Consider the following 22,363-nt stretch of genomic DNA (forward strand, 5'->3'; position numbering starts at 1 on the left):
AAGGGGGGAGTGCATCCGATTCTTGGACGCCACGGCAGGCGCTTCGCCTGCCAAAGGTCATGCCAGTCCGACATCCAGCGGCAGACGCATGCGGAACCGGGCACCGCCGGTGACGGCTTCGACCACGGCAATGCTGCCGCCGTGGCGGTGCACGATCTCGCGCGCCAGATGCAGGCCCAACCCGCTGCCGCTGCCGCTGGGGCGCAGGCGGTGGAAGGGCTCGAAGATCGACTCGCGCTCGGCCAGCGGCACGCCTGGGCCGTCGTCGCTCACGCACAGCTCCGCAGCGTCATCCAGCGCGATCTCGATGGTGCCGGTGCCGCCGCCGTGGGCGATGGCGTTCTGCACCAGGCTGGCCACCACCCGGTGCAGGGCATGCGGGTCGCCGCGCACCCATACCGGCTGCGAGGGCGCGTCCACCGAGAATGCGTAGCCGGCATCCACCACCAGCGGCGCCACGTCGCCGGCCACCTCGCCGGTCAGCGCGGCCAGGTCCACCCGCTGCGACTGGCTGGCATGGTGATCCAGGCGCTGCAGGTCCAGCAACTGCTCGGTGATGTTGCCCAGCCGGCTCAGGTCCAGCTGCAGGCGCGCGCGCTCGGCTCCCGCCGGCAGGTTGGCGATGCGCGTTGCCAGGATCGCGATCGGCATGCGCAGTTCGTGCGCGGCGCCGGCCAGGAACCGGTCCTGCGCGTCGTAGCTTTCACCGATCCGCCGCACCGCTGCGTTGAAGGCATCCACCAGCGGATAGATCTCCGCCGGCACCGCGCGCGTGTCCAGTCCGGTGCCGCGCTCGGTGACCTGGATCGCCGCGGCCTGCGCCGCCACACGGTTCACCCCGCGCAGCGAACGATGGATCACCCACGGCGCGGCCACCAGCGTGATCACGATCAGCGGGCCGGCGATCCAGCCACCGAGATAGCGCATCACCACCAGCATCTGCCGCCACAACCCATGCTGCGGGATGCCGCCCATCATCACGTGTACGCGGCTCTGCTCGTGCTCGCCCACGACCACCCGCGCGGCAAGTTCGTCACCGCGGGTGCGGGTGCGCACGTCGGTCGGTTCGATGTGTTCGAGCTGCTGCACCAGCGACTGGTAGATCGCCGGCACGGTGCCGTGGGTCAACCGGCGTCCCTGCTCGTCGGCCGCCACGAACCAGAACGTCGCCGGGCGATCGGGGCTCACCGCATCCACCGCCGCCCAGTCCACGCGCAGGTCGCCGTCGCGCACCTGGATCGCATCGGCCAGGGTCTGGCTCAGGTTCCAGTCGATATAGGCCGCACTGCGGTCGCCATAGGCCAGCACCAGCGCACCCAGCGCGATGACCACCATCGTGATCTGGATCAGGCAGATCTTCCACGCCAGGCTGAAGGACAGCGAGCCGGGCTTGAGGAACTTCATGACGCCTCCTTCAACAGATAGCCGATACCGCGCATGACATGCACCTCCACGCGCGCGTCCGCTTCGGCCAGCGCCTTGCGCAGCTTGGACACGTGCGCGTCCAGCGCATTGGACTGGATCGCATCATCGAAGCCGTACACCGCTTCGAGCAGCGCCGCGCGCGCCACCGTGCGCCCCTGGCGCAGGGCCAGCGCTTCAAGCACCAGCAGCTGCCGTCGCGGCAGGGCCAGCAGTACACCGTCCACGCTGGCCTGGCGCGCCACGAAATCGAACTGCAGCCGCCCCAGCGCCAGTTCGGGCAATGCGATCTGCGACGGCCGCCGCGAGATCGCACGGATGCGCGCCAGCAGCTCCTCGACCGCGAACGGCTTGGTCAGGTAGTCATCCGCCCCTACGTCCAGGCCGGTGACACGGTCGGCGACCGATCCGCGCGCGGTCAGCATGATCACCGGCAGGTTGGCGATCAGCCCGCGCGCCACCTGCACGAAACCGGCGCCGTCGCCATCGGGCAGTTGCCGGTCCAGCAGCAGGATGTGGTGCACCCCGGCGCGCAGCGCTTCGGTGGCCTGGGCCATGCTGCCGACCACGTCCACGACCATGCCGTGCCGGCCCAGGCTCACCTGGATGGCGGCCGCCATTTCCGGGTCGTCTTCGAGCAGGAGGATGCGCATGCGGGGTACGGGGGTCGACAGGGGGCTCGATGGTACCGCGCGATCCAGCGCAACGTTCCGACAATGTAGGCCGTCCATCCTGTCCGCTGGATCCTCCCCCGCGACAGGTACATGCCCCTCCGTCTTCCTGCATTCCCGCGTCATCCGGCCGCCACCGTGCTGGCACTGCTGCCGCTGCTGGCCGCCCCCGCCGCCCAGGCCGAGGACACTGCGCCGGCCCCCAAGCGCACCAGCGTCGGCCTGGCCGTGGTGGCGCTGAAGTCGCCCTATGCCGGCTACGACACCGACACCATCCCGGCACCGCTGATCAGCTACGAAGGCAAGTCGTTCTACTTCCGCGGCGGCGCGATGGGCTACCGCCTGATCAACCAGGGTGGCTCGGAGCTGTCGGTCACGCTCTCGCCGTACATGATGCGCTTCAAGCACCGCGACACGGACAACCCGCAGCTGCGCCAGCTCTCCAACCGCAGCCTGTCGGGCATGGCGGGCCTGGCCTGGCGCCACGGCGCCGACTGGGGCGTGGTCCAGGCCAGCGCCGAGGCCGAGGTCACCGGCCACGGTGGCGGCTTCGCCGCCGATGCGCGCTACAGCTACCCGCTGCCGGTGGGCAAGGTGCGGCTGATCCCGGGCGTGGGCGTCAACTACGCCAGCAGCAAGCTCAACGACTATTACTTCGGCGTCAGCCAGGCCGAAGCGCTGCGCAGCGGGCTGGCCCGCTACGAGGCCGGCAGCGGCGCCTCGCCGTACATGGACATCACCGCGGTGATGCCGCTGGGCGCGCACTGGACCGGCACCGCGTCGCTGCGACGCAGCCGGCTCTCCGATGCGGTGCGCGACAGCCCGATGACCCGCGGCGACTACATGGATTCAGCCGCCTTCTCCCTCAGTTACGGATTCTGACCATGCCCAAGGGAATCGTACGTCGTGTCGCCGAACGCGCTCTGCAGATCGAGCCGGACCGCAGCGCCGTCATTGAATGGATTCTGTATTCCCCCCTGCCCGCGTTCGAGGGGCAAACCACCTTCGAACTGGCCTGCAACGGCGAGGGCGAACGTGTACTGGCCCTGCTCGACGCACACCTGGCGCGCAGCGATGCACCCCGCTGCCTGCCCGGGGCTGCCGGCGCGTCCTGACGCGCCGCGGCCGGACCCGTACGCCTCCCCCGCACGCCACGGAGTCGACCGATGAACCCGAACAGCAAGATCACGCATGCGCCCCGCCCGGGCGTCCCCGCCTCCGCGACGGAGACCAGCGCGGCCGCGGTGCTGCGCTTCGACGACGCTGTGCGCCAACGCATGGCCATCGACCCGATGACCTACGGCCGCTTCTCCCGCGCCTACATCGCCACGCTGCTGGACGCTTCGCGCTCGGCGGCCGCCGGCGCGCATACCCGCTGCGTTGATCCGGACTGGATCAGCGCCCGCCGCCGCTGGCTGCACGAGCGCCTGCAGCAACATCCCGAAGAAGGCCGCGACCAGCGCCTGATCGCGTCCCGCTACGCCGCCGACGGCGTATGGCTGCAAAGCGCCTGCATGGGGCGGCCCGCCGCCGGCGACACCGACCGCGTTCTGCACGCTCTCATGGCAATGACGCGACCGGCACACTGAGCGAAGCGGCCGCATCGCCGCAGCGCCCTGCACATCCGCGCGCGGCCGGAGTGTGCATACTCCCGGCCGTGTCCGCCGCCGGCGGACGGTCCGTGGTTCCGCTGCCTGTCCGGGAGTTGTCGATGCGCCTGCCTGTTGCTGCATGCCTGCTGTTGTTCGCCGCCACCGCCCATGCCCAGAGCAGCGACGACACGCAACCGCCGTCATTCGATCGTCCCGGCATCGGCTTCTCCACCGACACCGTGCCGCGTGGCGCGCTCGCGCTGGAACTGGGCCTGCCCAGCCTGGAACGTGATCGCGACGCCGACGGCGTGCTGAGCACGCAGTACAGCAGCGACATCACCCTGCGTGTAGGCCTGGCCGAACGGCTGGAGCTGCAGGCCTTCGCCACGCCGTGGAACCGGCTGCAGCTGCGTCCGCGCGGCGGCCCCACCCACACCGAACGCGGTGCGGGCGATGCCGGCCTGGCGCTCAAATTCGCCCTGCCCACGGGATCGGACCGGCACAGTGTGGCCCTGCTCGCCAGCAGCACATTCGCCACCGGCGACCGCGACTTCTCCGAGGGCGGCACGCAGTACGCGCTTGGGGCCAGCTACGAATACACCTTCAACGACCGGTGGAGCGGCGCGCTGTACGCCAACGCAGTGCGCGGCGCGGGCGCGGACGAATTCACCTGGTCGCCCAGCCTCAGCGTGGCGCTCACCGACACGGTCAGCAGCTATGTCGAACTGGGCTTCACCAACAGCGACGGCGACCCCTCCACCGCCATCGCCGGTGCCGGCGTGACCTGGATGCTGCGCCCGCGGGTGCAACTGGATGCCTCGTTCGATGTCGGCCTGGACAACGCCAGCCCCGATCTGCAGGCCGGGCTGGGCGTGTCGTTCTACTTCGACTAGGCACGGCGGAACAGCGCCCAACGAAAAAGGGCCCGCACATCGCTGTGCAAGCCCTTGTTCTGATCACCAACAATGGTCGGGACGGCCGGATTTGAACCGACGACCCTCTGCCCCCCAGGCAGATGCGCTACCAGGCTGCGCTACGCCCCGATGATGCTGGCAATGTCCCCGCCTTGCAGCGGGCCGACGAGTATAAACGATCCGATCGAAAAAGGGTTCAGCGGCGCAGCAATTGCAGCACTTCTTCCAGTTCCATCCGCGTCTGCTTGATGATCTGGTTGCTCAGTGCCGATTCGTCGCGCGCGCCGGCGCCTTCCAGGCGCAGCCGCGCGCCGCCGATCGTGTAGCCCTGTTCGTAGAGCAGGCCGCGGATCTGGCGCACCATCAGCACGTCGTGGCGCTGGTAGTAGCGGCGGTTGCCACGGCGCTTGGCCGGCTCGAGACTGGGAAACTCGGTTTCCCAGTAACGCAGCACGTGCGGTTTGACATCGCACAGTTCGCTGACTTCACCGATGGTGAAGTAGCGCTTGGCCGGTATCGGCGGAAGTTCGCGGTTACTGCCCGGATCCAGCATATGCCTCCACCCTTTCCTTGAGCTTCTGGCCCGGACGGAAGGTGACCACCGTGCGGGCGGAAATAGGAATTTCCTCGCCGGTCTTGGGATTGCGACCCGGGCGCTGGTTCTTGCGCCGCAGATCGAAATTGCCGAAGCCGGAAAGCTTCACCTGACGTCCCTGTTCCAATGCCTCTCGCAACACATCGAAGAACGCGTCGACAAATTCCTTGGCTTCACGCTTGTTCAGACCGACTTCGTCGAACAGCTTTTCGGCCATCTCAGCCTTGGTCAATGCCATTGCCTGCTACCCCCATGCTTCCCGCTCAACCGCGGATCCGGGCGTGGTGTTCACGCTCCATGACAGTGACCGCCTCGGCCACTACCGAATCCACGTCGCGGTCCGTCAGAGTGCGCGACTTGTCCTGCAAAATCAAGCCCATAGCGAGACTCTTGAAGCCCGGCTCGACACCCTGGCCGACGTACCGGTCGAACAGGGTGACCTCCCGCAGCAGCGGCCCGACGGCCCGGCGCAGGGTCGCTTCCAGGTCGGTCCAGGCAGCCGCTTCGGGCACCAGGAAGGCCAGGTCGCGGCGCACCGAGGGGTAACGCGACAGCTCGGTGGCGCGCGGCAGGGCGCGGGCCGCCAACGGCGCCAGGTCCAGCTCGAAGGCGTACACGTCCACGTCGATGTCCAGCGCCTTGGCCAGGCGCGGGTGGACCTGGCCGATCCAGCCCAGGCTCACGCCATCGCGCAGCACCTCGGCCGACCGTGCCGGGTGTCCGTAGGGGCGCTGCGACGGCTGGAAGGTCAGCGCCGCGCCACTGGCGGCCGCCAGCGACTCCAGGTCGCCCTTGAGGTCGTGGAAGTCCACCTTGCGCGAGGCGATGCCCCACTGCTGGGTATCGGCATCGCCACAGATGGCGGCGGCCACGCGCTGGGTTTCCAGCGGTGCCGGCTGGCCCTCGCCGGCCTGCCGGTGGAACACGCGGCCCAGCTCGAACAGGCGCACGCGGCCCAGCTGGCGGGCGGCATTGCGGCCCAGCGTGGCAACCAGACCCGGCAGCAGCGACGGGCGCATCACCGCCAGTTCGGCCGACAGCGGGTTGGCCAGCGGCACCAGTGCCTCGGCCAGCTGCCACTGCGCCAGCAGGTTGGCGTCGACGAAGGCGTAGTTGATGGTTTCCTGCAGGTCGCGGGCGACCAGCTGGCGACGCGTGCTGAGGTCGTCCAGACGGGTCTCGCTGGGCATCGCCACGCGCGAGGCACCGCCCGGCAGCGTGGTCGGAATGCGCTCGTAGCCGTGGATGCGGGCCAGTTCCTCGATCAGGTCTTCTTCGATGGCGATGTCGAAGCGGCGGCTCGGCGCGGTGACCTGCCAGCCCTCGGCAGCGGCGGCCACGTCCATGCCCAGCGCGCGCAGGATGCGCTCCACGTCGGCATCGGCGATCTGGATGCCGAGCACGCGGGCGATGCGCGCGCGGCGCAGGGTGATGGCCGCAGTGGCAGGCAGGTCACCGGCATTGACGGCCTCGGTCACCGGTGCCGGCGTGCCGCCCGCCAGATCCAGGATCAGGCGGGTGGCGTATTCGACCGCCGTGCGCGGCAGCGCCGGGTCCACGCCACGCTCGAAGCGGTGGCCGGCGTCGGTATGCAGGCCCAGCTTGCGGCCACGGCCCATGATGGCGGCCGGCGCGAAGTGCGCCGCCTCCAGGAACACGGCGGTGGTGTCGTCGGTGACACGGGTATCGAAGCCGCCCATCAGGCCGGCCAGCGCGACCGGACGGTCGGCATCGGTCACCACCAGGAAGCTGTCGTCCAGCGCGGCATCGCGGCCGTCGAGCAGCTTCACGGTTTCGCCGGCACGCGAGCGGCGTACGCCAATGCTGCCCTGCAGGGTGCCCAGATCGTAGGCGTGCATCGGCTGACCCAGTTCCAGCATCACGTACTGGGTGATGTCCACCAGCAGCGACACCGGGCGCACGCCACTGCGACGCAGCCGCTCGGCCATCCACAGCGGGGTGGCGGCGCGCGGGTTGACGCCCTCGATGACGCGGCCAACAAAACGCGGCGCCTCGGCGCCGGCCTGCAGCGCGATGGTCAGTTCACGGCTGCCCACGGCGGCGACCGGCGCAGCATCGAACGGCACCACTTCGCTGGCGCACGCGGCGGCCACGTCGAAGGCAATGCCGCGGATGCTGAAGCAGTCGGCGCGGTTGGGGGTCAGCTTGATCTCGATGCTGGCGTCGGGCAGGCCGAGGTACTCCACCAGCGACTGGCCGACCGGCGCGTCGTCGGGCAGCTCGAACAGGCCCGAGGCATCGCTGTCCAGGCCCAGTTCCTTGGCCGAGCACAGCATGCCGTTGGAGGCCACGCCACGCAGCTGGGCCGGCTTGATCTTCAGCTCGCCGATCTGCGCGCCGACCATCGCCAGCGGTGCGACCAGGCCGGGGCGCGCGTTCGGGGCGCCGCAGACGATCTGCAGGTGCTCGCCCTGCCCGGCATCGACCTGGCAGATCTGCAGGCGGTCGGCTTCCGGATGGCGCTCGGCAGACACGATCCGCGCCACCACCACATGCTGCAGGCCCTCGCCCAGTGCAGCCACCTCTTCCACTTCAAGGCCGATGGCGGTCAGCACCGCGCTGAGTTCATCGCGCGAAACGGTGGTCGGGACGTGGCTGCGCAGCCAGTTTTCAGAGAATTTCATGGTGTCACCCTGGTGGGCCGGCGCATGCGCCTGGGCCGTAATTCAACAATCGTTGTGCCGGGCTCTGCCCGGCATTCCGTCATCAGGCGAACTGCTTCAGGAACCGCACGTCGTTCTCGAAGAACGCGCGCAGGTCGTTGACCCCGTAGCGCAGCATCGCGAAACGCTCCACGCCCAGGCCGAAGGCGAAGCCGGTGTAGCGCTCCGGATCGATGCCCACGTTGCGCAGCACGTTCGGGTGGACCATGCCGCAGCCGAGCACTTCCAGCCAGCGGGTGCTGCCGTCGGGCTGCTGCCAGGCGATGTCCACTTCTGCGCCGGGTTCGACGAAGGGGAAGTAGCTGGGGCGGAAGCGCATCTCGAAGTCGCGCTCGAAGAAGGCGCGCACGAATTCGGACAGCGTGCCCTTCAGGTCGGCAAAGGTGGAATGCTCGTCGACCAGCAGGCCTTCGACCTGGTGGAACATCGGCGAGTGGGTCTGGTCGCTGTCGCTGCGGTAGACCTTGCCGGCCGCGATCATGCGCAGCGGCGGCGCGTGGTCGCCCATGTAGCGCACCTGCACACCGGAGGTATGCGTGCGCAGCAGGCGGCCATCGCCGAAATAGAAGGTGTCGTGCATCGCGCGCGCCGGGTGGTGCGGCGGGAAGTTCAGCGCTTCGAAGTTGTGCCAGTCGTCTTCGATTTCCGGGCCTTCGGACAGCTCGTAGCCCAGGCGGCCGAAGATCTCGGTGATGCGCTCGAGGGTGCGGGTGACCGGATGCAGGCCACCGCGTTCGTCGCGGCGCCCCGGCAGGGTGATGTCGATCGCTTCGGCGGCCAGGCGCGCGTCCAGCGCAGCGTCTTCCAGCACGGCCTTGCGTTCGCCCAGCGCGGTGGTCAGCGCGTCGCGGGCACGGTTGATCGCCTCACCGGCGGCCTTGCGCTCGTCGGCAGGCAGTGCGCCGAGCTGCTTGAGCTGGGCGGTGATGCTGCCGCTCTTGCCGAGCAGCGCCACGCGCAGGGCTTCCAGCGCGTCCGGGCTCTGGGCAGCGGCCACGTCGGCCAGCGCCTGGGTGGTCAGGGATTGGATGTCACTCATGGATAGCCGGAGCCTCGCGTCGGTATGCCATCGCGATGCGCGTCGGGCCGACCCCCGTCGCCACCGCTGTCGATCGATGGCACCGGGAGGGCCACCGCCAACACAAAAAAGAATGGGGAAGGACTTGCGCCCTTCCCCATGCATTTGCCTTACCCACAGCCGTTGCGCGTGAACGGCAACGGCAGGGGAATGGACTTATGCCGCCAGTGCGCCCTTGGCCTTTTCGGCCAGTGCAGCAAAACCGGCTGCGTCGTGCACGGCGATGTCAGCCAGAACCTTACGGTCCAGGGTGATGCCGGACTTGAGCAGGCCATTCATGAAACGGCTGTAGCTCAGGCCGTTGATGCGGGCAGCCGCGTTGATGCGGGTGATCCACAGCGAACGGAAATTGCGCTTCTTCTGCTTACGACCGATGTAGGCGTACTGCTGTGCCTTGATGACGGCCTGCTTGGCAACGCGGAAGACCTTGCGGCGAGCGTTGTAGTAACCCTTCGCCAGGGTCAGAATTTTCTTGTGGCGGCGACGCGCCTGTACGCCACGCTTTACTCGTGCCATGGGTCAGTCCTCAGAGGTAGGGAAGCATACGGTTCAAACGGCCTGCGTCTTCTGCACGAACATGGTTCGTCTGACGCAGATTGCGCTTCCGCTTGGTCGACTTCTTCGTGAGGATGTGGCTACGGTTGGCGTGGCCAGCCTTGAACTTGCCGGAGGCGGTCTTGCGGAAACGCTTGGCCGCCGCCCGGTTGGTCTTGATCTTGGGCATTGCAATGTCCTTGATGGTGTTTTGTCACTGACCAGGGCGGTGGCATTGCCACACTTTCCGTCCGTGCCCTTGCCTGCTTGTAAGCCCGGGATCCCCACTGGGAACCAGGCCGGTCCTGTTGCCGTTGAAAAGCGTGAAACCGTTCAAAACAGCACCCCCGCAAAAACGGGGTCGCCCATTATGCATGGGTTGAAGAACGGGTGCAAGCTGTTGATCAGGCGGGATTTGCCGGGTGTTGGGCCGGAAACCTGAACGAAACGGACGGCCTTGCCGTCATAGCGACCGGGTAGAGCCGACGGGGGAGAGCCGACTGTTAGTCGGCTGCCGTTGACGGGGTGGCCGGTCGCCGGAGAGCAGCCGACTAACAGTCGGCTCTACCCCGTCGGGTCATCGTCGGGCTTCCCGCGTCGGCTCTCGCACCGCGCAGCCACCCATGGGGTGGCTCTACGGCCCCGTCGCGCAAGAGCGCGATTACTTCTTCTTCGGCGCGATCATCATCACCATCTGCCGGCCTTCCAGGCGCGGACGGGACTCGATCACGATGTCCTCACCCAGATCGGCTTCGATCCGGTTGGCCATTTCGCGACCCAGTTCCTGATGGCTCATTTCACGACCACGGAAGCGGATGTTGACCTTGATCTTGTCGCCCTCTTCCAGGAAACCGCGCATCTTGCGCAGCTTGATCTGGTAGTCGCCTTCATCGGTGACCGGGCGGAACTTCACTTCCTTGATCTCGACCTGCTTGGTCTTCTTCTTGGCCTCGTTGGCCTTCTTCTGCGCTTCGAACTTGAACTTGCCGAAGTCCATGATCTTGCACACCGGCGGATCAGCCTGCGGCTGAATCTCGACCAGGTCCAGACCTTCGTCTTCGGCCATCGACAGCGCTTCGTCACGCGTCAACACGCCAATCATTTCTCCGTCGCTGCCGATCACGCGGACGCGCGGCACCCGGATTTCCTGATTCTTGCGGTTCTGTTTGTTGTCAGGGGTACTGATATTGCAATCTCCCAGAGGAATCAAACCGGCCCTGAGCGGATCATCCGCAGGGCCGGGACTTTCTTACACGGACTGTTCTGCCTGCAACCGCTCGATGAAGGCCTGGACGGACATGCTGCCCAGATCTTCGCCAGAGCGCGTACGCACGGCCACGGCGCCATTTTCCTTCTCACGGTCGCCAACCACCAGCAGGTACGGGACCCGCTGCAGCGTATGCTCGCGAATCTTATAACCGATCTTCTCGTTGCGCAAATCGGCGTTTACCCGGAAGCCTTGATCTGCAAGGGTTTTCCGGACTTCGGACACGTATTCAGCCTGCGCATCGGTGATATTGGCCACCACCACCTGGGTCGGGGCCAGCCAGGACGGGAAGGCGCCGGCGTGGTGTTCGATCAGGATGCCGATGAAGCGCTCCATCGAGCCGACGATGGCCCGGTGCAGCATTACCGGGTGCTTCTTCTGGCTGTTTTCGTCCACGTACTCGGCGCCGAGGCGGCCGGGCATCATGAAATCGACCTGCATGGTGCCCAGCTGCCAGGTACGGCCGATGGCGTCCTTGAGGTGGTACTCGATCTTCGGGCCGTAGAAGGCGCCCTCGCCCGGCAGTTCCTGCCACTCCACGCCGCAGCTGCCCAGCGCCGAGCGCAGCGCGGCTTCGGCCTTGTCCCAGGTGGCGTCATCGCCGAGGCGCTTTTCCGGGCGCAGCGCGATCTTGATCTGGATGTCCTCGAAACCGAAGGTCGTGTACACCGCCAGCGCCTGCTGGTGGAACGCGGTCACTTCGGCTTCGATCTGCGACTCGGTGCAGAACACGTGGCCGTCGTCCTGGGTGAAACCACGCACGCGCAGGATGCCGTGCAGCGCGCCGGACGGCTCGTTGCGGTGGCACGAGCCGAACTCGCCGTAACGGATCGGCAGGTCGCGGTAGCTGTGCAGGCCCTGGTTGAACACCTGGATGTGGCCCGGGCAGTTCATCGGCTTGACCGCGTAGGTGCGCTTCTCCGACTCGGTGAAGAACATGTTTTCCTGGTAGTTGTCCCAGTGGCCGGACTTCTGCCACAGCGACACGTCCAGGATCTGCGGGCAGCGCACTTCGCCGTAGCCGCTGTCGCGGTACACCTTGCGCATGTGCTGCTCGACCACCTGCCACAGTGCCCAGCCCTTGGGGTGCCAGAACACCAGGCCCGGCGCCTCTTCCTGCAGGTGGAACAGTTCCTGCTGCTTGCCGATGCGGCGGTGGTCGCGCATTTCGGCTTCTTCGATGCGCTTGATGTACGCCTCGAGCTGCTTCTTGTCGGCCCACGCGGTGCCGTAGATGCGCTGCAGCTGCTCGTTCTTGGCATCGCCGCGCCAGTACGCACCGGAAATGCGGGTGAGCTTGAAGGCCTTGAGGAAGCGCGTGTTCGGCACGTGCGGACCACGGCACATGTCCACGTATTCCTGGTGGTAGTACATGCCCATCGCCTGGATGTCGTCAGACATGTCCTCGATCAGGCGCAGCTTGTAGTCCTCGCCACGCGCCTTGAAGATTTCAACGACCTCCGCGCGCGGGGTCACCTTCTTGACCACGTCGTAGTCCTGCGCGATCAGCTCGCCCATGCGCTTTTCGATGGCGGCCATGTCGTCCGGGGTGAACGGGCGCTCGGAGTAGATGTCGTAGTAGAAGCCTTCGGCGATGACCGGGCCGATCACCATCTTGACGTCGGGGTAGAGCTGCTTGACCGCATGGCCGACCAGGTGGGCGCAGGAGTGGCGGATGATCTCCACGCCCTCCTCGTCCTTGGCGGTGATGATGCGCAGGCTGGCATCGCGGTCGATGACGTCGCTGGCATCCACCAGCACGCCATCCACCGAACCGGCGATGGTGGCCTTGGCCAGGCCGGCGCCGATCGACTGGGCGACGTCCATGACACTGACGGGGTTTTCGAACTCACGGCGGCTGCCGTCGGGGAGCGTGATCGCGATCATGAATAGGCTTTGGCTGGTGGGCCCGCCGGGCGGGCCGAAGGTACGGAATCAGGGGAATCGGCAATAAAAAAGCGCCACGAAGGCGCCTGCGTCAGGGGCCGTCGGGACGTTCAGCGGTGGGCGGTGGTAGTGCTCATGTCACACGCTAGACCGGCGCTGGGCGCGGGCCACCTTGTTGCCATCGATAGAGATGGCTTGATCTTAAACCAATCCGGCGCCGGATGCCGCTCCGCCTGCCCTGCAGCGCCTGAACGTGGCGCTGTGGCGCCCGAAAACGGCAATGATTACCATGCGCGGATCGCCGTGCCACGACCGGCGACGCCTCCCCCCAAGGATCCGCCATGACACCCGCCGTCCGCCCGGTCCGGCCGCCCCTGCCCCGCATTCCGCGCCGGGCCTCGCCCGCCCTGCCGCCGCGCCCGTGACAGGCACCGATTTCGCTGCGGCGCTGTACTGCGCGCTCGGTGGCCTCGCCTCGGCATTCTCCGCGCTGGCCTTCTACGCCGCCTCGCCGCATTGCCGCTGGCCACGCCTGCGACGTGCCGGCCGGCTCGGCCGCCAGATCGGCCTGGTCGCCTTCGCGACCGGGCTGTGGCTGTGGATGGGCCAGCTCGGGCTGGCCGCCGGCCTGTGCGTGACCCTGGCCGGCTGGATGCTGGCTGCGATGGCACTCCCATACCTGGCCGCGTGGACGCGACCGCACGCCGCGGAGCGCGGCTGATGTGGCCGCGCGCCTTCGCCGCGCTGGTGGCCGGCTTCCTGGTCGCTGCCGCCGCCACCGGCCTGACGGCCTGGCTGCCGCCCGGCCCCTGGCAGCGTGCCGTGGTCCCCAGCCTGATCGCCTTCGTCCCCTTCTGGATGCTGGCGGCCGTGTGGGCCTTCAGCTTCCGCACCGGCCTGCGCGCATGGCTGGGCATGGGTCTGGCCGCCGCGCTCGGCTTCGCGCTGTTGTGGCTGCTGCGCAGCACCCACTGGGTGCAATGACGGGATCACCATGAAGTTCAGCTCGCTTACCCTCCGCACCTTCACCACGCTGCACACCTGGGTTGGCCTGGTGGCTGGCTTCGCCTTGTTCGTGGCGTTCTACGCCGGGGCCATCACCGTGTTCCACCACGACCTGCCGCTGTGGCAGGCACCCCACGCGATGGAGCAGCCGGCGCAGACGCTGGACGATGCCCAGCACCTGCTCGACGGCGTTCTGGCGCGGCACCCGGAGGCGCGCCAGCACATCGGCATGACCTTCCCCGGCGCGGAAACCCCGCAGACCGTGGCGTACTGGCAGGACGCAAAGGGCACCTGGCTGTTCGCCTGGGCCGACCGCGTGGACGGCAGCCCCACCCCGCCCCAGGCCGGCTTGGCCGAGCTGGTCAACGAACTGCACTACACCCTGGGCCTGCCAGTGGCCGGCATCTACCTGATGGGGGTGGTGAGCCTGCTGTACGGCGTGGCGCTGCTGTCTGGGCTGGTGATCCACCTGCCCCGGCTGGCCGGCGACCTGTTCGCGCTGCGCCCGGGCCGCAACCTCAAACAGATGTGGCAGGACGCGCACAACGTCATCGGCGTGCTCAGCCTGCCGTTCCACCTGTTGTTCGCGGTCACCGGCGCCCTGCTGTGCCTGATGTTCCTGCAGATCGCCGCGCTCAACCCGCTGGTCTACCAGGGCACGCTGATGGCCGCGCTGCCGGCGGCGCTGGACACCGCCCCGATCCGCGCGGCCGCAGGCGAGCCGGTGCGTCCTGGCAGCCTGGCCATGCTGCACGCGCGCGCGATCGCCGTGGCCACCGACCAGGGGCTGCCCCACTTCGAGCCGGCGTACCTGAAACTGGCCAACGCGGGCGATGCCAACGCGGTCATCGAGATCACCGGCGAAGGCGGCGCCTCGCTCGGCCCGCTCGGCGCGGTGGCGATGGATGCCAACACCGGCGAAGTGCTGCACACCCAGCTGCCCGGCCGCCGTGATGCCAACCACGCCACGCTGGCGGCTGCCTACGCGCTGCACTTCGGCGAGTTCGGCAACGGCGCGGTGCCCTGGCTGTACTTCGTGCTCGGCCTCGGCGGTGCCTTCCTGTTCTATTCGGGCAACCTGCTGTGGATCGAGTCGCGCCGCAAGCGCCGGCAGGTCGAACAGGGCCGCGCCCAGATCAACATGGCGCGCGCCACGGTCGGGGTCTGCATCGGGCTGTGCGTGGCCATTTCGGCGGCCTTCGTCAGCGCACAACTGCTGGAGCAGCTGGCGCCGTCGTACGCCGACGCGGGGATGCGCTGGACCTGCTTCCTGGTCTGGGGCGCGTGCGCTGCATGGGCGGCCCTGCGCGCGCCGTCACGTGCCGCACAGGAGCTGCTGTGGGCAGCGGCGATGGTGACCGCGCTCGTACCGGTGGCCCACGGCGCCATGACCGGGCAATGGCTGTGGACCAGCGCACTGCACGGCTACTGGCCACTGTTCTGGGTGGACGGTGTCGCCCTGGCAATGGCACTGGGTTTTGCCGCGATGGCGCGCGCCACACGGCGTCGCGCCCGGCACGGCGACCCCAACAGCGTATGGGCCGATGCCCGCAGGAACGCCGCGCCCACCCCGTAGGCCATCACCGTGCGCTGGCGGGGCGGCGTTTACAGTGCTGCGGTTCCTGCCCGCCTGCACAACGCCCATGACCGACCTGCATATCGACCGCCTCGACCATCTCGTACTGACCGTGGCCGACATTGATGCCACCTGCACGTTCTACCAGCACGTGCTGGGCATGCAGGTGGAGACCTTCGGCAGCGGGCGCACCGCCCTGCGCTTCGGGTTGCAGAAGATCAACCTGCACGCGCACGGCCGCGAATTCGAGCCGAAGGCCGCGCGCCCCACGCCAGGCTCGGCGGACCTGTGCCTGGTCACCTACGCCACGATGGATGAGATCCTCGCCCATCTGCACGCGCAGGCCGTGCGCATCGAAGATGGCCCGGTGCAGCGCACCGGTGCCACCGGACCGATCCTGTCGGTGTACTTCCGCGACCCGGACGGCAATCTGATCGAGGTATCGCGCTACCTGGACTGAGACAGGAACGGCGCCGCCATCGCCTGCAGCAGGCTGCCCTGCGCGTCGTCGCCGGTCAGCTCCCAGGTGAACACGCCGCGCAGCTGCCTGGTCCTGGCGAACTCGGCCCGCAGTCCGATCGAGGTCGGGTCTTCGTAGCTGATGAACACCCGTTCGGCGGGGTTGTACAGCCACGGCGTCTGCGCGACCGGGTGCCAATGCCGCTGCCAGCCCGGCTTGTCGAGGAAGGTGGTCTTGATGCGGCGCCAGTCGCCGGCATCGAACGGCGCGCTGTACGGCTGGTACAGGCCGTCGCCGCTGTCCGTGGTGACCCGGAAACCGCGCCCGTAGAACGGCACGCCGAGCACCAGTTTGTCGGCCGGCACGCCGTGCTGCTGGTAGTACGCGACCGCGCCTTCGACGTTGTTCCAGCGACGCAGCGCCGGGTCCAGCGGATCGGCGGGCACTTCGCGCAGCGGTGCGTTGAAGGTGGACACTGCAGAGAAGCCGGTGCCCATGTCGTAGCTCATCAGCGTGATGAAATCGAGTTCCTGCCCCAGCGCCTTGAGCTCGTAGCTCAGCGCGGGATCGTAGGGGCCATCGGTCTGTACGCGGCCGGCCGGCAACGCAGCCGTCAGCAGCCGGTGCGGACCGTGGCCGCCATCGAGCGCGTCGAGCTGGCGGCGGAATTCCTGCACCAGCAGGGTCATGTTGCGCCGGTCCTCGGGGCGGTCGGTGATCTCCACCGGGCCACCGGACACGGGAAACTCCCAGTCGATGTCCACGCCGTCGAAGCTGCCGCGGTGCTGCTGGAAGAACAACGCAACGCAGGAGCGCACGAACTGCTGGCGGCGTTCGGCAGTGAGCGCCGCATCGGAGAAACCGCCGGCATTCCAGCCGCCGATGGAGATAAGCGTGTGCAGTGCCGGGTGTTCACGCTTGAGCGTAGCCAACGCCTTGAAATGCGCATCCGCCTGCGCATCGACTACGCAGCGACCGTCCTCGATGCGGGCGAACGCGTAGAACAGATGGGTCAGCGTATCGGCCGGGATCGACGCCACCGGATAACGCTCCGCCGAACCACCGGGATAGTAGGCACCGATCACCTTCGGCAACGGGTCGGCGGCGGAAGCGGCCATCGGCAGGCAGCCGGCGATGAGTGCGGTGAGTACAGCCAGGGTCTGGCGGAACATGGGATCTCCCGGGTCGAAGGCCGGGCCACGTTAGCAGACACCACGCGTGGAATCGGCGCCTTGAACGCGATGTCCGGCAATCCCGTCCGGTGGACAGATCGCGCGCCCGCGCGCAGGTCAGCGCAACGTCGCGACAGGACAGATGGACAGCGAACGATGCCATGCAATGGCGTGCGCGACCAACGGGCGCAGCGGCTACAGTGCGCACACATACTGACGATCTGCCGACTCATGACCGACACCACCGACACATCACTTTCCACGCCGGACAACGACACCCTGGCGGCGCTGGAAGCGGAGGCCTACGCCGCGTTCGACGCTGGCCACCTGCAGCAGGCCAGCGCCCTGTTCGGTGAACTCAGCGGGCATGCCCCGCACGCGCCGTACCTGCATTACATGCGCGGCCTGGCGCACAAGTATCTGCGCGACTGGCCCGCCTCGCTGCAGCACAACCTGCGCGCGCAGTCCCTGCAGGACGCGTTCGACCAGGGCTCGGCCTGGAATGCCGGCATTGCCGCCACGGCACTGGGCGACTGGGCGGAAGCCCGCCGTCAGTGGGCGCAGTGCGGCATCACCGTTCCGGACGGCGACGGTCCGATCGATACCGATTTCGGCATGGTCTGCGTGCGGCTCGACCCCTGGGGCAGCGGCGAGACGGTGTTCGCGCGGCGCATCGACGTGGTGCGCGCACGGGTGTTGAACGTGCCGTTCGGCAGCAGCGGGCATCGCCTGTTCGACATCGTGCTGCACGATGGTGCCAAGACCGGCGAGCGCGCATTGAACGGCGGCACGGTGCCCGTGTTCAACGCGCTGCAGACGTTGCAGGTATCGGATCACCGCACCTTCGTGGCGTTCATCCGGTGTCCGTCGGCGGACGACATGGCGGCGCTGCAGGACGCGCAACTGCCGGGCATCGGCTACGTCGAGGACTGGACCGCGTCGGTGCGGTCGCTGTGCCTGCGCTGCAGTTACGGTGTGCCGCACGCAGCGGATACCGCGGCCGATCATGACGACGGTGCCGCCGGCAACGACGATTGGCAGGTGGAGCGCACCCTAGGCATCGGCGCACAGGGGAAGGCGGCGGTGGAGCGCCTGCTCGCCGACTGGGTAGCGGCAGGGCCCCGGCGCGCCCTCGATGCGATCGAAAGCCGGGACGGGTCCGCCAGCGCGCCCGCCGATGGGCAGGTGTGGTGGCTGGATCCCACCGAGGTGGAGCAGGACGACGAAGACGACGTGGCGTAGCCGCGCCGGCCTCGGAACGCAAACAACAAAAAAGCGGGCCGAAGCCCGCTTTCTTGTTGTTCGAAGCCCGGAAGTGTGAGGACCAACGGCCCTCACCTTCCGCAACCGGGGTGCGCCGATTACTCGGCGGCCACGCCCTCGCCTTCTTCGACGGCCTTCATCGACAGGCGGATACGGCCCTGCTTGTCGACTTCCAGCACCTTGACCTTGACCACATCGCCTTCCTTCAGCTTGTCGCCGACCTTCTCGACGCGCTCGCTGGAAATCTGCGACACGTGGACCAGGCCGTCCTTGCCCGGCAGGATGGTGACGAACGCACCGAAGTCCATGATCTTGGCGACCTTGCCTTCGTAGATGCGGCCCGGCTCGACGTCCGAGGTGATCTGCTCGATGCGCGACTTGGCTGCCTGCGCCGCGATCGCGTTCACCGAGGCGATGACGATGGTGCCGTCGTCCTGGATGTCGATCTGGGTGCCGGTTTCCTTGGTGATGGCCTGGATGGTGGAACCACCCTTGCCGATCACTTCGCGGATCTTGTCCGGGTGGATCTTGATGGTCAGCAGGCGCGGCGCGTAGTCCGACAGCTCCTGACGCGGTGCGGTCAGGCCGTGGGCCATTTCGCCGAGGATGTGCAGACGGCCAGCCTTGGCCTGCTGCAGTGCCTGCTTCATGATCTCTTCGGTGATGCCTTCGATCTTGATGTCCATCTGCAGGGCGGAGATGCCCTCAGCGGTACCGGCGACCTTGAAGTCCATGTCGCCCAGGTGATCTTCGTCACCCAGGATGTCGGACAGGACGACGAAGCGCTCGCCTTCCTTGACCAGACCCATCGCGATACCCGCGACCGGCGACTTCACCGGCACGCCGGCGTCCATCAGGGCCAGCGAGGAACCGCAGACCGAGGCCATCGACGAAGAGCCGTTGGATTCGGTGATTTCCGACACCACGCGAATGGTGTACGGGAAGGCTTCCAGCGACGGCATCACTGCCAGCACGCCGCGCTTGGCGAGACGGCCGTGGCCGATTTCGCGACGCTTCGGGCCCATCATGCGGCCGGTCTCACCCACCGAGTACGGGGGGAAGTTGTAATGGAACAGGAAGTTGTCCTTGTACTCACCGGACACGGCATCGATGACCTGGCCATCACGGGCGGTGCCCAGGGTGATGGTCACGATGGCCTGCGTTTCACCGCGGGTGAACAGCGAGGATCCGTGGGTACGCGGCAGGATGCCGGTCTGCACGGCGATCGGGCGGACGGTGTCCAGCGCACGGCCGTCGATGCGGACCTTGGTGTCCAGCACCGAGTTGCGCATGGTGCTGTATTCCAGCTCGCCGAATTCCTTCGACAGCTCGGCCGGGTTCCAGCCGTCGGCGGCCACACGGCCAGCCAGCGACTCGGTCACGTCCTTCTTGATCGCCGAGATGGCGTCGCGGCGCTGCAGCTTGTCGCGCACCTGGAAGGCTTCGCCCAGACGCGGGCCGATGGCTTCCTGCAGGGCGCTGATCAGGGCGTCGTTCTTGGCCGGGGCAACCCAGGTCGACGGCTTGGTGCCGGCTTCCACGGTCAGCTCGTTGATCGCGTTGATGACCTTCTGCATTTCGCGGTGACCGAAGGTCACGGCGCCCAGCATCACGTCTTCAGACAGCAGCGCGGCTTCGGATTCGACCATCAGCACGGCGTTGGCGGTACCGGCGACAACCAGTTCCAGCTCCGAATCCTTCAGTTCGGTCACGGTCGGGTTGAGGATGTACTCACCGTTCTTGTAACCGACCTTGGCAGCGGCGATCGGACCCTTGAACGGGGTGCCGGCCAGCGACAGCGCGGCCGAGGCACCGATCAGCGCCGGGATGTCGCCGTCGATGTCCGGGTTCAGCGACATCACCGTGGCGATGATCTGCACTTCGTTCTTGTAGTCTTCCGGGAACAGCGGACGGATCGGGCGATCGATCAGACGCGAAATCAGCGTCTCCTTCTCGGTCGCGCGGCCTTCGCGCTTGAAGAAGCCACCCGGGATACGGCCACCGGCGTAGAACTTCTCCTGATAGTCACAGGTCAGCGGGAAGAAGTCCTGGCCCTCACGCGCGCTCTTGGCAGCCACGGCGGAGACCAGCAGCACGGTGTCGTCGAACTTGACGATGACGGCGCCACCGGCCTGACGGGCGATTTCGCCGGTTTCAAGCGTGACGGTGTGCTTGCCGTACTGGAAGGTTTTGGTGATTTTTGCCACGGGGGATGTCCTTGGGATGATGCTTTCTTCGAATGGACCGCGGGCGACCCTTGCCGCCGACGGGTGACCGGTGGTCCGGTCCAGGCGTTTGATGCGGTACTACCAAAACAAAACCGCGGCGCATTCCTGCGCCGCGGTTGGGATTCCTGCTTAGCGACGCAGGCCGAGCTTTTCGATCAGGGCCTTGTAACGCACGCCATCTTTCTTCTTCAGGTAGTCGAGCAGGCTGCGGCGACGGTTGACCATCTGCAGCAGACCACGACGGCTGTGGTGATCCTTCTTGTGGGTCTTGAAGTGGCCGGTCAGCAGTTCGATGCGGGCGGTCAGCAGTGCAACCTGGACTTCCGGGGAGCCGGTGTCAGCCGAGCTGCGCTTGTTGTCTTCAATGACCTTCTGGGTGTCGATCGACATTTTATTTTCTCTTGGATGCGTGGCCCGCAGAAACGTCCCATTGACGTACCGCGCGACTCGCCGTGAACGAAAGGATGAACCCGCACAACGCGGGATGCCTGAAAAGGCCGCGAAATTGTAACGGGCGCGGCCCGCCGGGACAAGGTCCGGGGGCGATTGCCGGACCAGCGGTCAGAGGTTGAAACGGCGCTGGGAGGCCAGCAATCCACTGTCATCAACCTGTCCCAGACCCTGAATGGCGTCCTCCGGGCCATACACGACCACCAGCCCCGCCGGCCAGCCTTCACCGCGCTGGCGCTGGCCCACGCAGAACCGGGCCGCCTGTTCAGCATCCAGGGTGACCCGCGGGTAGTGCGCCAGGCCGTCGGCCAGCGGCAGCAGCAGCTGCTCCATGCCGGCTTCATCGCCCTGCGCGGCCATTGCCCGCAGCGTCTCCAGGGTGACCATCGGCGCATCGCGGAACGGGTCCACCCACAGGCGGCGCAGACCGGCGATATGCGCGCCGCACCCCAGGGTTTCGCCCAGGTCGCGGGCGAGGCTGCGGATGTAGGTACCCGAGCCGCAGGTCACGCGCAGGGTCAAGCGGGTCGGCTGCTGCGCCAGCACCTCGATGGCATGCACCTCCACCTCCCGCTCGGGCGCTTCGATGGCGTCGCCACGGCGCGCCTTCACATACAGCGGCTCGCCGCCCTGCTTGAGCGCGGAATAGATCGGAGCGCGCTGGCGGATGCGCCCGCGCAGCGGCGCCAGCGCGGCCTCCAGCGCCTCGGCACTGATCGCCGGTACCGGCCGCTCGCGCAGCACGGTGCCGTCGGCATCGTCGGTGTCGGTGGTCTGGCCCAGCACGACCTCGGCGTCATACGCCTTGGCCGAACCCAGCAGCAGTCCCGCGATCTTGGTCGCCTCGCCAAAGCACAGCGGCAGCAGGCCGGTGGCCAGCGGATCCAGACTGCCGGTATGGCCGCCCTTTTCGGCACGGAACAGGCGTCGTGCGATCTGCAGCGCCGCGTTGGAGCTCATGCCACCCGGCTTGTCGAGCAGCAGGAGGCCGTCCAGGCGACGGAACGTAATTCGGGTCATGAAATATCACCGTAGAGCCAGGCGCTGCCCGGCTGCTCGTGTCGTCGATCATTGCCGCGCGCAACGCGGCCCGCCGGGCGTGGCCCGGCGCTATCTCGGGTAACGTCAGGCCTTGTCGGCCGGCGCGGCGTCATCCGCGTCATCGGCGTCGTCGCCATCCACGTCGCGGCTCTTCTCGGCCGCCAGCGTGTCGGGCAGATCGCGCAGGATGTTGTCGATGCGCTCGCCGCGGTCCACCGAATCGTCGTAGTGGAAGTGCAGCTCGGGGACATGGCGCAGCTTCATGGCCTTGGCCAGGTCCATGCGCAGTTCCCAGGACAGCTCCTTCAGGCCCTTCATCGCTTCTGCCGAACGCTCGGGCATCAGCGCGGTGACGAAGATCTTGGCGTGGGCCATGTCACGGGTGATTTCGACGTCGGAAACGCTCACCGAGGGCAAGCCGTGCACACGCACCAGATTGTGCACGAGCGTACCCAGCTCACGGCGGATCTGGGCGGAAACACGGTCGGTTCGATGGAAGGTTTTTGGCACGAGACGCTCTTCAA

24 protein-coding genes and 1 tRNA gene are annotated in these 22,363 nt (G+C 67.4%); 9 read left to right on the forward strand and 16 right to left on the reverse strand.

Features of this window, described 5'->3' with window-relative positions; translation table 11 throughout:
• Nucleotides 1–57: 57 nt before the first annotated feature.
• Nucleotides 58–1,404, reverse strand: coding sequence for a sensor histidine kinase (locus tag ACLB90_RS03305; protein ID WP_411851612.1), 1,347 nt, complete (start codon nt 1,402–1,404; stop codon nt 58–60).
• Nucleotides 1,401–2,075, reverse strand: coding sequence for a response regulator transcription factor (locus tag ACLB90_RS03310; RefSeq protein WP_411851613.1), 675 nt, complete (start codon nt 2,073–2,075; stop codon nt 1,401–1,403). Before ACLB90_RS03310 ends, ACLB90_RS03305 begins: the two co-directional genes overlap by 4 nt.
• 111 nt (nt 2,076–2,186) lie before the next feature.
• Here ACLB90_RS03310 and ACLB90_RS03315 point away from each other — a divergent pair, with 111 nt between their 5' ends.
• From ACLB90_RS03315 to ACLB90_RS03330, 4 genes are all read left to right on the forward strand, one after another.
• On the forward strand, nt 2,187–2,975 hold the full coding sequence (locus ACLB90_RS03315; protein ID WP_411851614.1) for a MipA/OmpV family protein: 789 nt from the start codon (nt 2,187–2,189) through the stop codon (nt 2,973–2,975).
• 2 nt (nt 2,976–2,977) lie between these two features.
• Entirely contained in the window at nt 2,978–3,208 is a 231-nt protein-coding gene (locus tag ACLB90_RS03320; RefSeq protein WP_411851615.1) for a hypothetical protein, read from the forward strand.
• 51 nt (nt 3,209–3,259) lie between these two features.
• Nucleotides 3,260–3,682, forward strand: coding sequence for a hypothetical protein (locus tag ACLB90_RS03325; RefSeq protein ID WP_411851616.1), 423 nt, complete (start codon nt 3,260–3,262; stop codon nt 3,680–3,682).
• Nucleotides 3,683–3,804: 122 nt separating this feature from the next.
• Entirely contained in the window at nt 3,805–4,578 is a 774-nt protein-coding gene (locus ACLB90_RS03330) for a transporter (RefSeq protein ID WP_411851617.1), read from the forward strand.
• A gap of 73 nt (nt 4,579–4,651) precedes the next feature.
• On the opposite strand, the gene ACLB90_RS03335 is transcribed toward ACLB90_RS03330, so the two are convergent.
• From ACLB90_RS03335 to thrS, 9 genes are all read right to left on the reverse strand, one after another.
• Nucleotides 4,652–4,728: transfer RNA gene (locus ACLB90_RS03335), tRNA-Pro, on the reverse strand.
• A gap of 67 nt (nt 4,729–4,795) precedes the next feature.
• A complete protein-coding gene (locus ACLB90_RS03340; RefSeq protein ID WP_068853353.1) occupies nt 4,796–5,152 on the reverse strand; it encodes a MerR family transcriptional regulator in 357 nt (118 codons plus the stop codon).
• Nucleotides 5,133–5,432, reverse strand: coding sequence for an integration host factor subunit alpha (locus ACLB90_RS03345; protein ID WP_005410432.1), 300 nt, complete (start codon nt 5,430–5,432; stop codon nt 5,133–5,135). Before ACLB90_RS03345 ends, ACLB90_RS03340 begins: the two co-directional genes overlap by 20 nt.
• A 25-nt stretch (nt 5,433–5,457) precedes the next feature.
• Complete coding sequence (pheT, locus tag ACLB90_RS03350) at nt 5,458–7,839, reverse strand: phenylalanine--tRNA ligase subunit beta (RefSeq protein ID WP_411851618.1); 2,382 nt, start codon at nt 7,837–7,839, stop codon at nt 5,458–5,460.
• A gap of 82 nt (nt 7,840–7,921) precedes the next feature.
• Nucleotides 7,922–8,917, reverse strand: a complete 996-nt coding sequence (locus tag ACLB90_RS03355) for a phenylalanine--tRNA ligase subunit alpha (RefSeq protein ID WP_017355263.1) — start codon at nt 8,915–8,917, stop codon at nt 7,922–7,924.
• A gap of 195 nt (nt 8,918–9,112) precedes the next feature.
• Nucleotides 9,113–9,472, reverse strand: a complete 360-nt coding sequence (gene rplT, locus ACLB90_RS03360; RefSeq protein ID WP_017355264.1) for a 50S ribosomal protein L20 — start codon at nt 9,470–9,472, stop codon at nt 9,113–9,115.
• 10 nt (nt 9,473–9,482) lie between these two features.
• Nucleotides 9,483–9,680 (reverse strand): 50S ribosomal protein L35, encoded by a 198-nt coding sequence (rpmI, locus tag ACLB90_RS03365; protein WP_017355265.1) that lies wholly within the window; start codon nt 9,678–9,680, stop codon nt 9,483–9,485.
• Nucleotides 9,681–10,151: 471 nt separating this feature from the next.
• Nucleotides 10,152–10,691, reverse strand: a complete 540-nt coding sequence (gene infC, locus ACLB90_RS03370) for a translation initiation factor IF-3 (RefSeq protein ID WP_026070650.1) — start codon at nt 10,689–10,691, stop codon at nt 10,152–10,154.
• A 48-nt stretch (nt 10,692–10,739) separates the two neighbouring features.
• Nucleotides 10,740–12,644: a threonine--tRNA ligase gene (gene thrS, locus ACLB90_RS03375; RefSeq protein WP_411851619.1), complete on the reverse strand. Its 1,905-nt coding sequence runs from the start codon at nt 12,642–12,644 to the stop codon at nt 10,740–10,742.
• Between the two features lie 421 nt (nt 12,645–13,065).
• Between thrS and ACLB90_RS03380 the strand changes: the two genes are divergently transcribed.
• From ACLB90_RS03380 to ACLB90_RS03395, 4 genes are all read left to right on the forward strand, one after another.
• The gene (locus ACLB90_RS03380; RefSeq protein WP_411851620.1) at nt 13,066–13,365 is read left to right on the forward strand and encodes a hypothetical protein; all 300 of its coding nucleotides are present in this window, start codon (nt 13,066–13,068) and stop codon (nt 13,363–13,365) included.
• Nucleotides 13,365–13,628, forward strand: coding sequence for a hypothetical protein (locus ACLB90_RS03385; protein ID WP_411851621.1), 264 nt, complete (start codon nt 13,365–13,367; stop codon nt 13,626–13,628). Before ACLB90_RS03380 ends, ACLB90_RS03385 begins: the two co-directional genes overlap by 1 nt.
• Nucleotides 13,629–13,638: 10 nt before the next feature.
• Complete coding sequence (locus ACLB90_RS03390; RefSeq protein ID WP_411851622.1) at nt 13,639–15,225, forward strand: PepSY-associated TM helix domain-containing protein; 1,587 nt, start codon at nt 13,639–13,641, stop codon at nt 15,223–15,225.
• 76 nt (nt 15,226–15,301) lie between these two features.
• Nucleotides 15,302–15,685, forward strand: coding sequence for a VOC family protein (locus ACLB90_RS03395; RefSeq protein ID WP_411852687.1), 384 nt, complete (start codon nt 15,302–15,304; stop codon nt 15,683–15,685).
• Here the strand turns inward: ACLB90_RS03395 and ACLB90_RS03400 are convergent.
• Entirely contained in the window at nt 15,673–16,857 is a 1,185-nt protein-coding gene (locus ACLB90_RS03400; RefSeq protein ID WP_411851623.1) for a glycoside hydrolase family 18 protein, read from the reverse strand. The two genes, ACLB90_RS03395 and ACLB90_RS03400, sit on opposite strands and share 13 nt — an antisense overlap.
• A 231-nt stretch (nt 16,858–17,088) precedes the next feature.
• Here ACLB90_RS03400 and ACLB90_RS03405 point away from each other — a divergent pair, with 231 nt between their 5' ends.
• The gene (locus ACLB90_RS03405) at nt 17,089–18,099 is read left to right on the forward strand and encodes a tetratricopeptide repeat protein (RefSeq protein ID WP_411851624.1); all 1,011 of its coding nucleotides are present in this window, start codon (nt 17,089–17,091) and stop codon (nt 18,097–18,099) included.
• A 119-nt stretch (nt 18,100–18,218) separates the two neighbouring features.
• Here ACLB90_RS03405 and pnp read toward each other — a convergent pair whose 3' ends face one another.
• From pnp to rbfA, 4 genes are all read right to left on the reverse strand, one after another.
• Nucleotides 18,219–20,327 carry a polyribonucleotide nucleotidyltransferase gene (gene pnp, locus ACLB90_RS03410; protein WP_411851625.1) on the reverse strand — a complete coding sequence of 703 codons (2,109 nt, stop codon included), beginning with the start codon at nt 20,325–20,327 and terminating at the stop codon, nt 18,219–18,221.
• A 150-nt stretch (nt 20,328–20,477) separates the two neighbouring features.
• Nucleotides 20,478–20,738 (reverse strand): 30S ribosomal protein S15, encoded by a 261-nt coding sequence (rpsO, locus tag ACLB90_RS03415; RefSeq protein WP_017355941.1) that lies wholly within the window; start codon nt 20,736–20,738, stop codon nt 20,478–20,480.
• A gap of 171 nt (nt 20,739–20,909) precedes the next feature.
• On the reverse strand, nt 20,910–21,818 hold the full coding sequence (gene truB, locus ACLB90_RS03420; RefSeq protein ID WP_411851626.1) for a tRNA pseudouridine(55) synthase TruB: 909 nt from the start codon (nt 21,816–21,818) through the stop codon (nt 20,910–20,912).
• Nucleotides 21,819–21,923: 105 nt separating this feature from the next.
• The gene (gene rbfA / locus ACLB90_RS03425) at nt 21,924–22,349 is read right to left on the reverse strand and encodes a 30S ribosome-binding factor RbfA (RefSeq protein WP_411851627.1); all 426 of its coding nucleotides are present in this window, start codon (nt 22,347–22,349) and stop codon (nt 21,924–21,926) included.
• Nucleotides 22,350–22,363: the final 14 nt, after the last annotated feature.

It is taken from the genome of Stenotrophomonas sp. LGBM10 (genome assembly GCF_046736075.1).
Taxonomy (GTDB): domain Bacteria; phylum Pseudomonadota; class Gammaproteobacteria; order Xanthomonadales; family Xanthomonadaceae; genus Stenotrophomonas.

Coding starts and splice junctions, on each gene's coding strand:
- ACLB90_RS03305 (WP_411851612.1), bottom strand. CDS start 1,404: ATGAAGTTCCTCAAGCCCGGCTCGCTGTCCTTCAGCCTGGCGTGGAAG.
- ACLB90_RS03310 (WP_411851613.1), bottom strand. CDS start 2,075: ATGCGCATCCTCCTGCTCGAAGACGACCCGGAAATGGCGGCCGCCATC.
- ACLB90_RS03315 (WP_411851614.1), top strand. CDS start 2,187: ATGCCCCTCCGTCTTCCTGCATTCCCGCGTCATCCGGCCGCCACCGTG.
- ACLB90_RS03320 (WP_411851615.1), top strand. CDS start 2,978: ATGCCCAAGGGAATCGTACGTCGTGTCGCCGAACGCGCTCTGCAGATC.
- ACLB90_RS03325 (WP_411851616.1), top strand. CDS start 3,260: ATGAACCCGAACAGCAAGATCACGCATGCGCCCCGCCCGGGCGTCCCC.
- ACLB90_RS03330 (WP_411851617.1), top strand. CDS start 3,805: ATGCGCCTGCCTGTTGCTGCATGCCTGCTGTTGTTCGCCGCCACCGCC.
- ACLB90_RS03340 (WP_068853353.1), bottom strand. CDS start 5,152: ATGCTGGATCCGGGCAGTAACCGCGAACTTCCGCCGATACCGGCCAAG.
- ACLB90_RS03345 (WP_005410432.1), bottom strand. CDS start 5,432: ATGGCATTGACCAAGGCTGAGATGGCCGAAAAGCTGTTCGACGAAGTC.
- pheT (WP_411851618.1), bottom strand. CDS start 7,839: ATGAAATTCTCTGAAAACTGGCTGCGCAGCCACGTCCCGACCACCGTT.
- ACLB90_RS03355 (WP_017355263.1), bottom strand. CDS start 8,917: ATGAGTGACATCCAATCCCTGACCACCCAGGCGCTGGCCGACGTGGCC.
- rplT (WP_017355264.1), bottom strand. CDS start 9,472: ATGGCACGAGTAAAGCGTGGCGTACAGGCGCGTCGCCGCCACAAGAAA.
- rpmI (WP_017355265.1), bottom strand. CDS start 9,680: ATGCCCAAGATCAAGACCAACCGGGCGGCGGCCAAGCGTTTCCGCAAG.
- thrS (WP_411851619.1), bottom strand. CDS start 12,644: ATGATCGCGATCACGCTCCCCGACGGCAGCCGCCGTGAGTTCGAAAAC.
- ACLB90_RS03385 (WP_411851621.1), top strand. CDS start 13,365: ATGTGGCCGCGCGCCTTCGCCGCGCTGGTGGCCGGCTTCCTGGTCGCT.
- ACLB90_RS03390 (WP_411851622.1), top strand. CDS start 13,639: ATGAAGTTCAGCTCGCTTACCCTCCGCACCTTCACCACGCTGCACACC.
- ACLB90_RS03400 (WP_411851623.1), bottom strand. CDS start 16,857: ATGTTCCGCCAGACCCTGGCTGTACTCACCGCACTCATCGCCGGCTGC.
- ACLB90_RS03405 (WP_411851624.1), top strand. CDS start 17,089: ATGACCGACACCACCGACACATCACTTTCCACGCCGGACAACGACACC.
- rpsO (WP_017355941.1), bottom strand. CDS start 20,738: ATGTCGATCGACACCCAGAAGGTCATTGAAGACAACAAGCGCAGCTCG.
- truB (WP_411851626.1), bottom strand. CDS start 21,818: ATGACCCGAATTACGTTCCGTCGCCTGGACGGCCTCCTGCTGCTCGAC.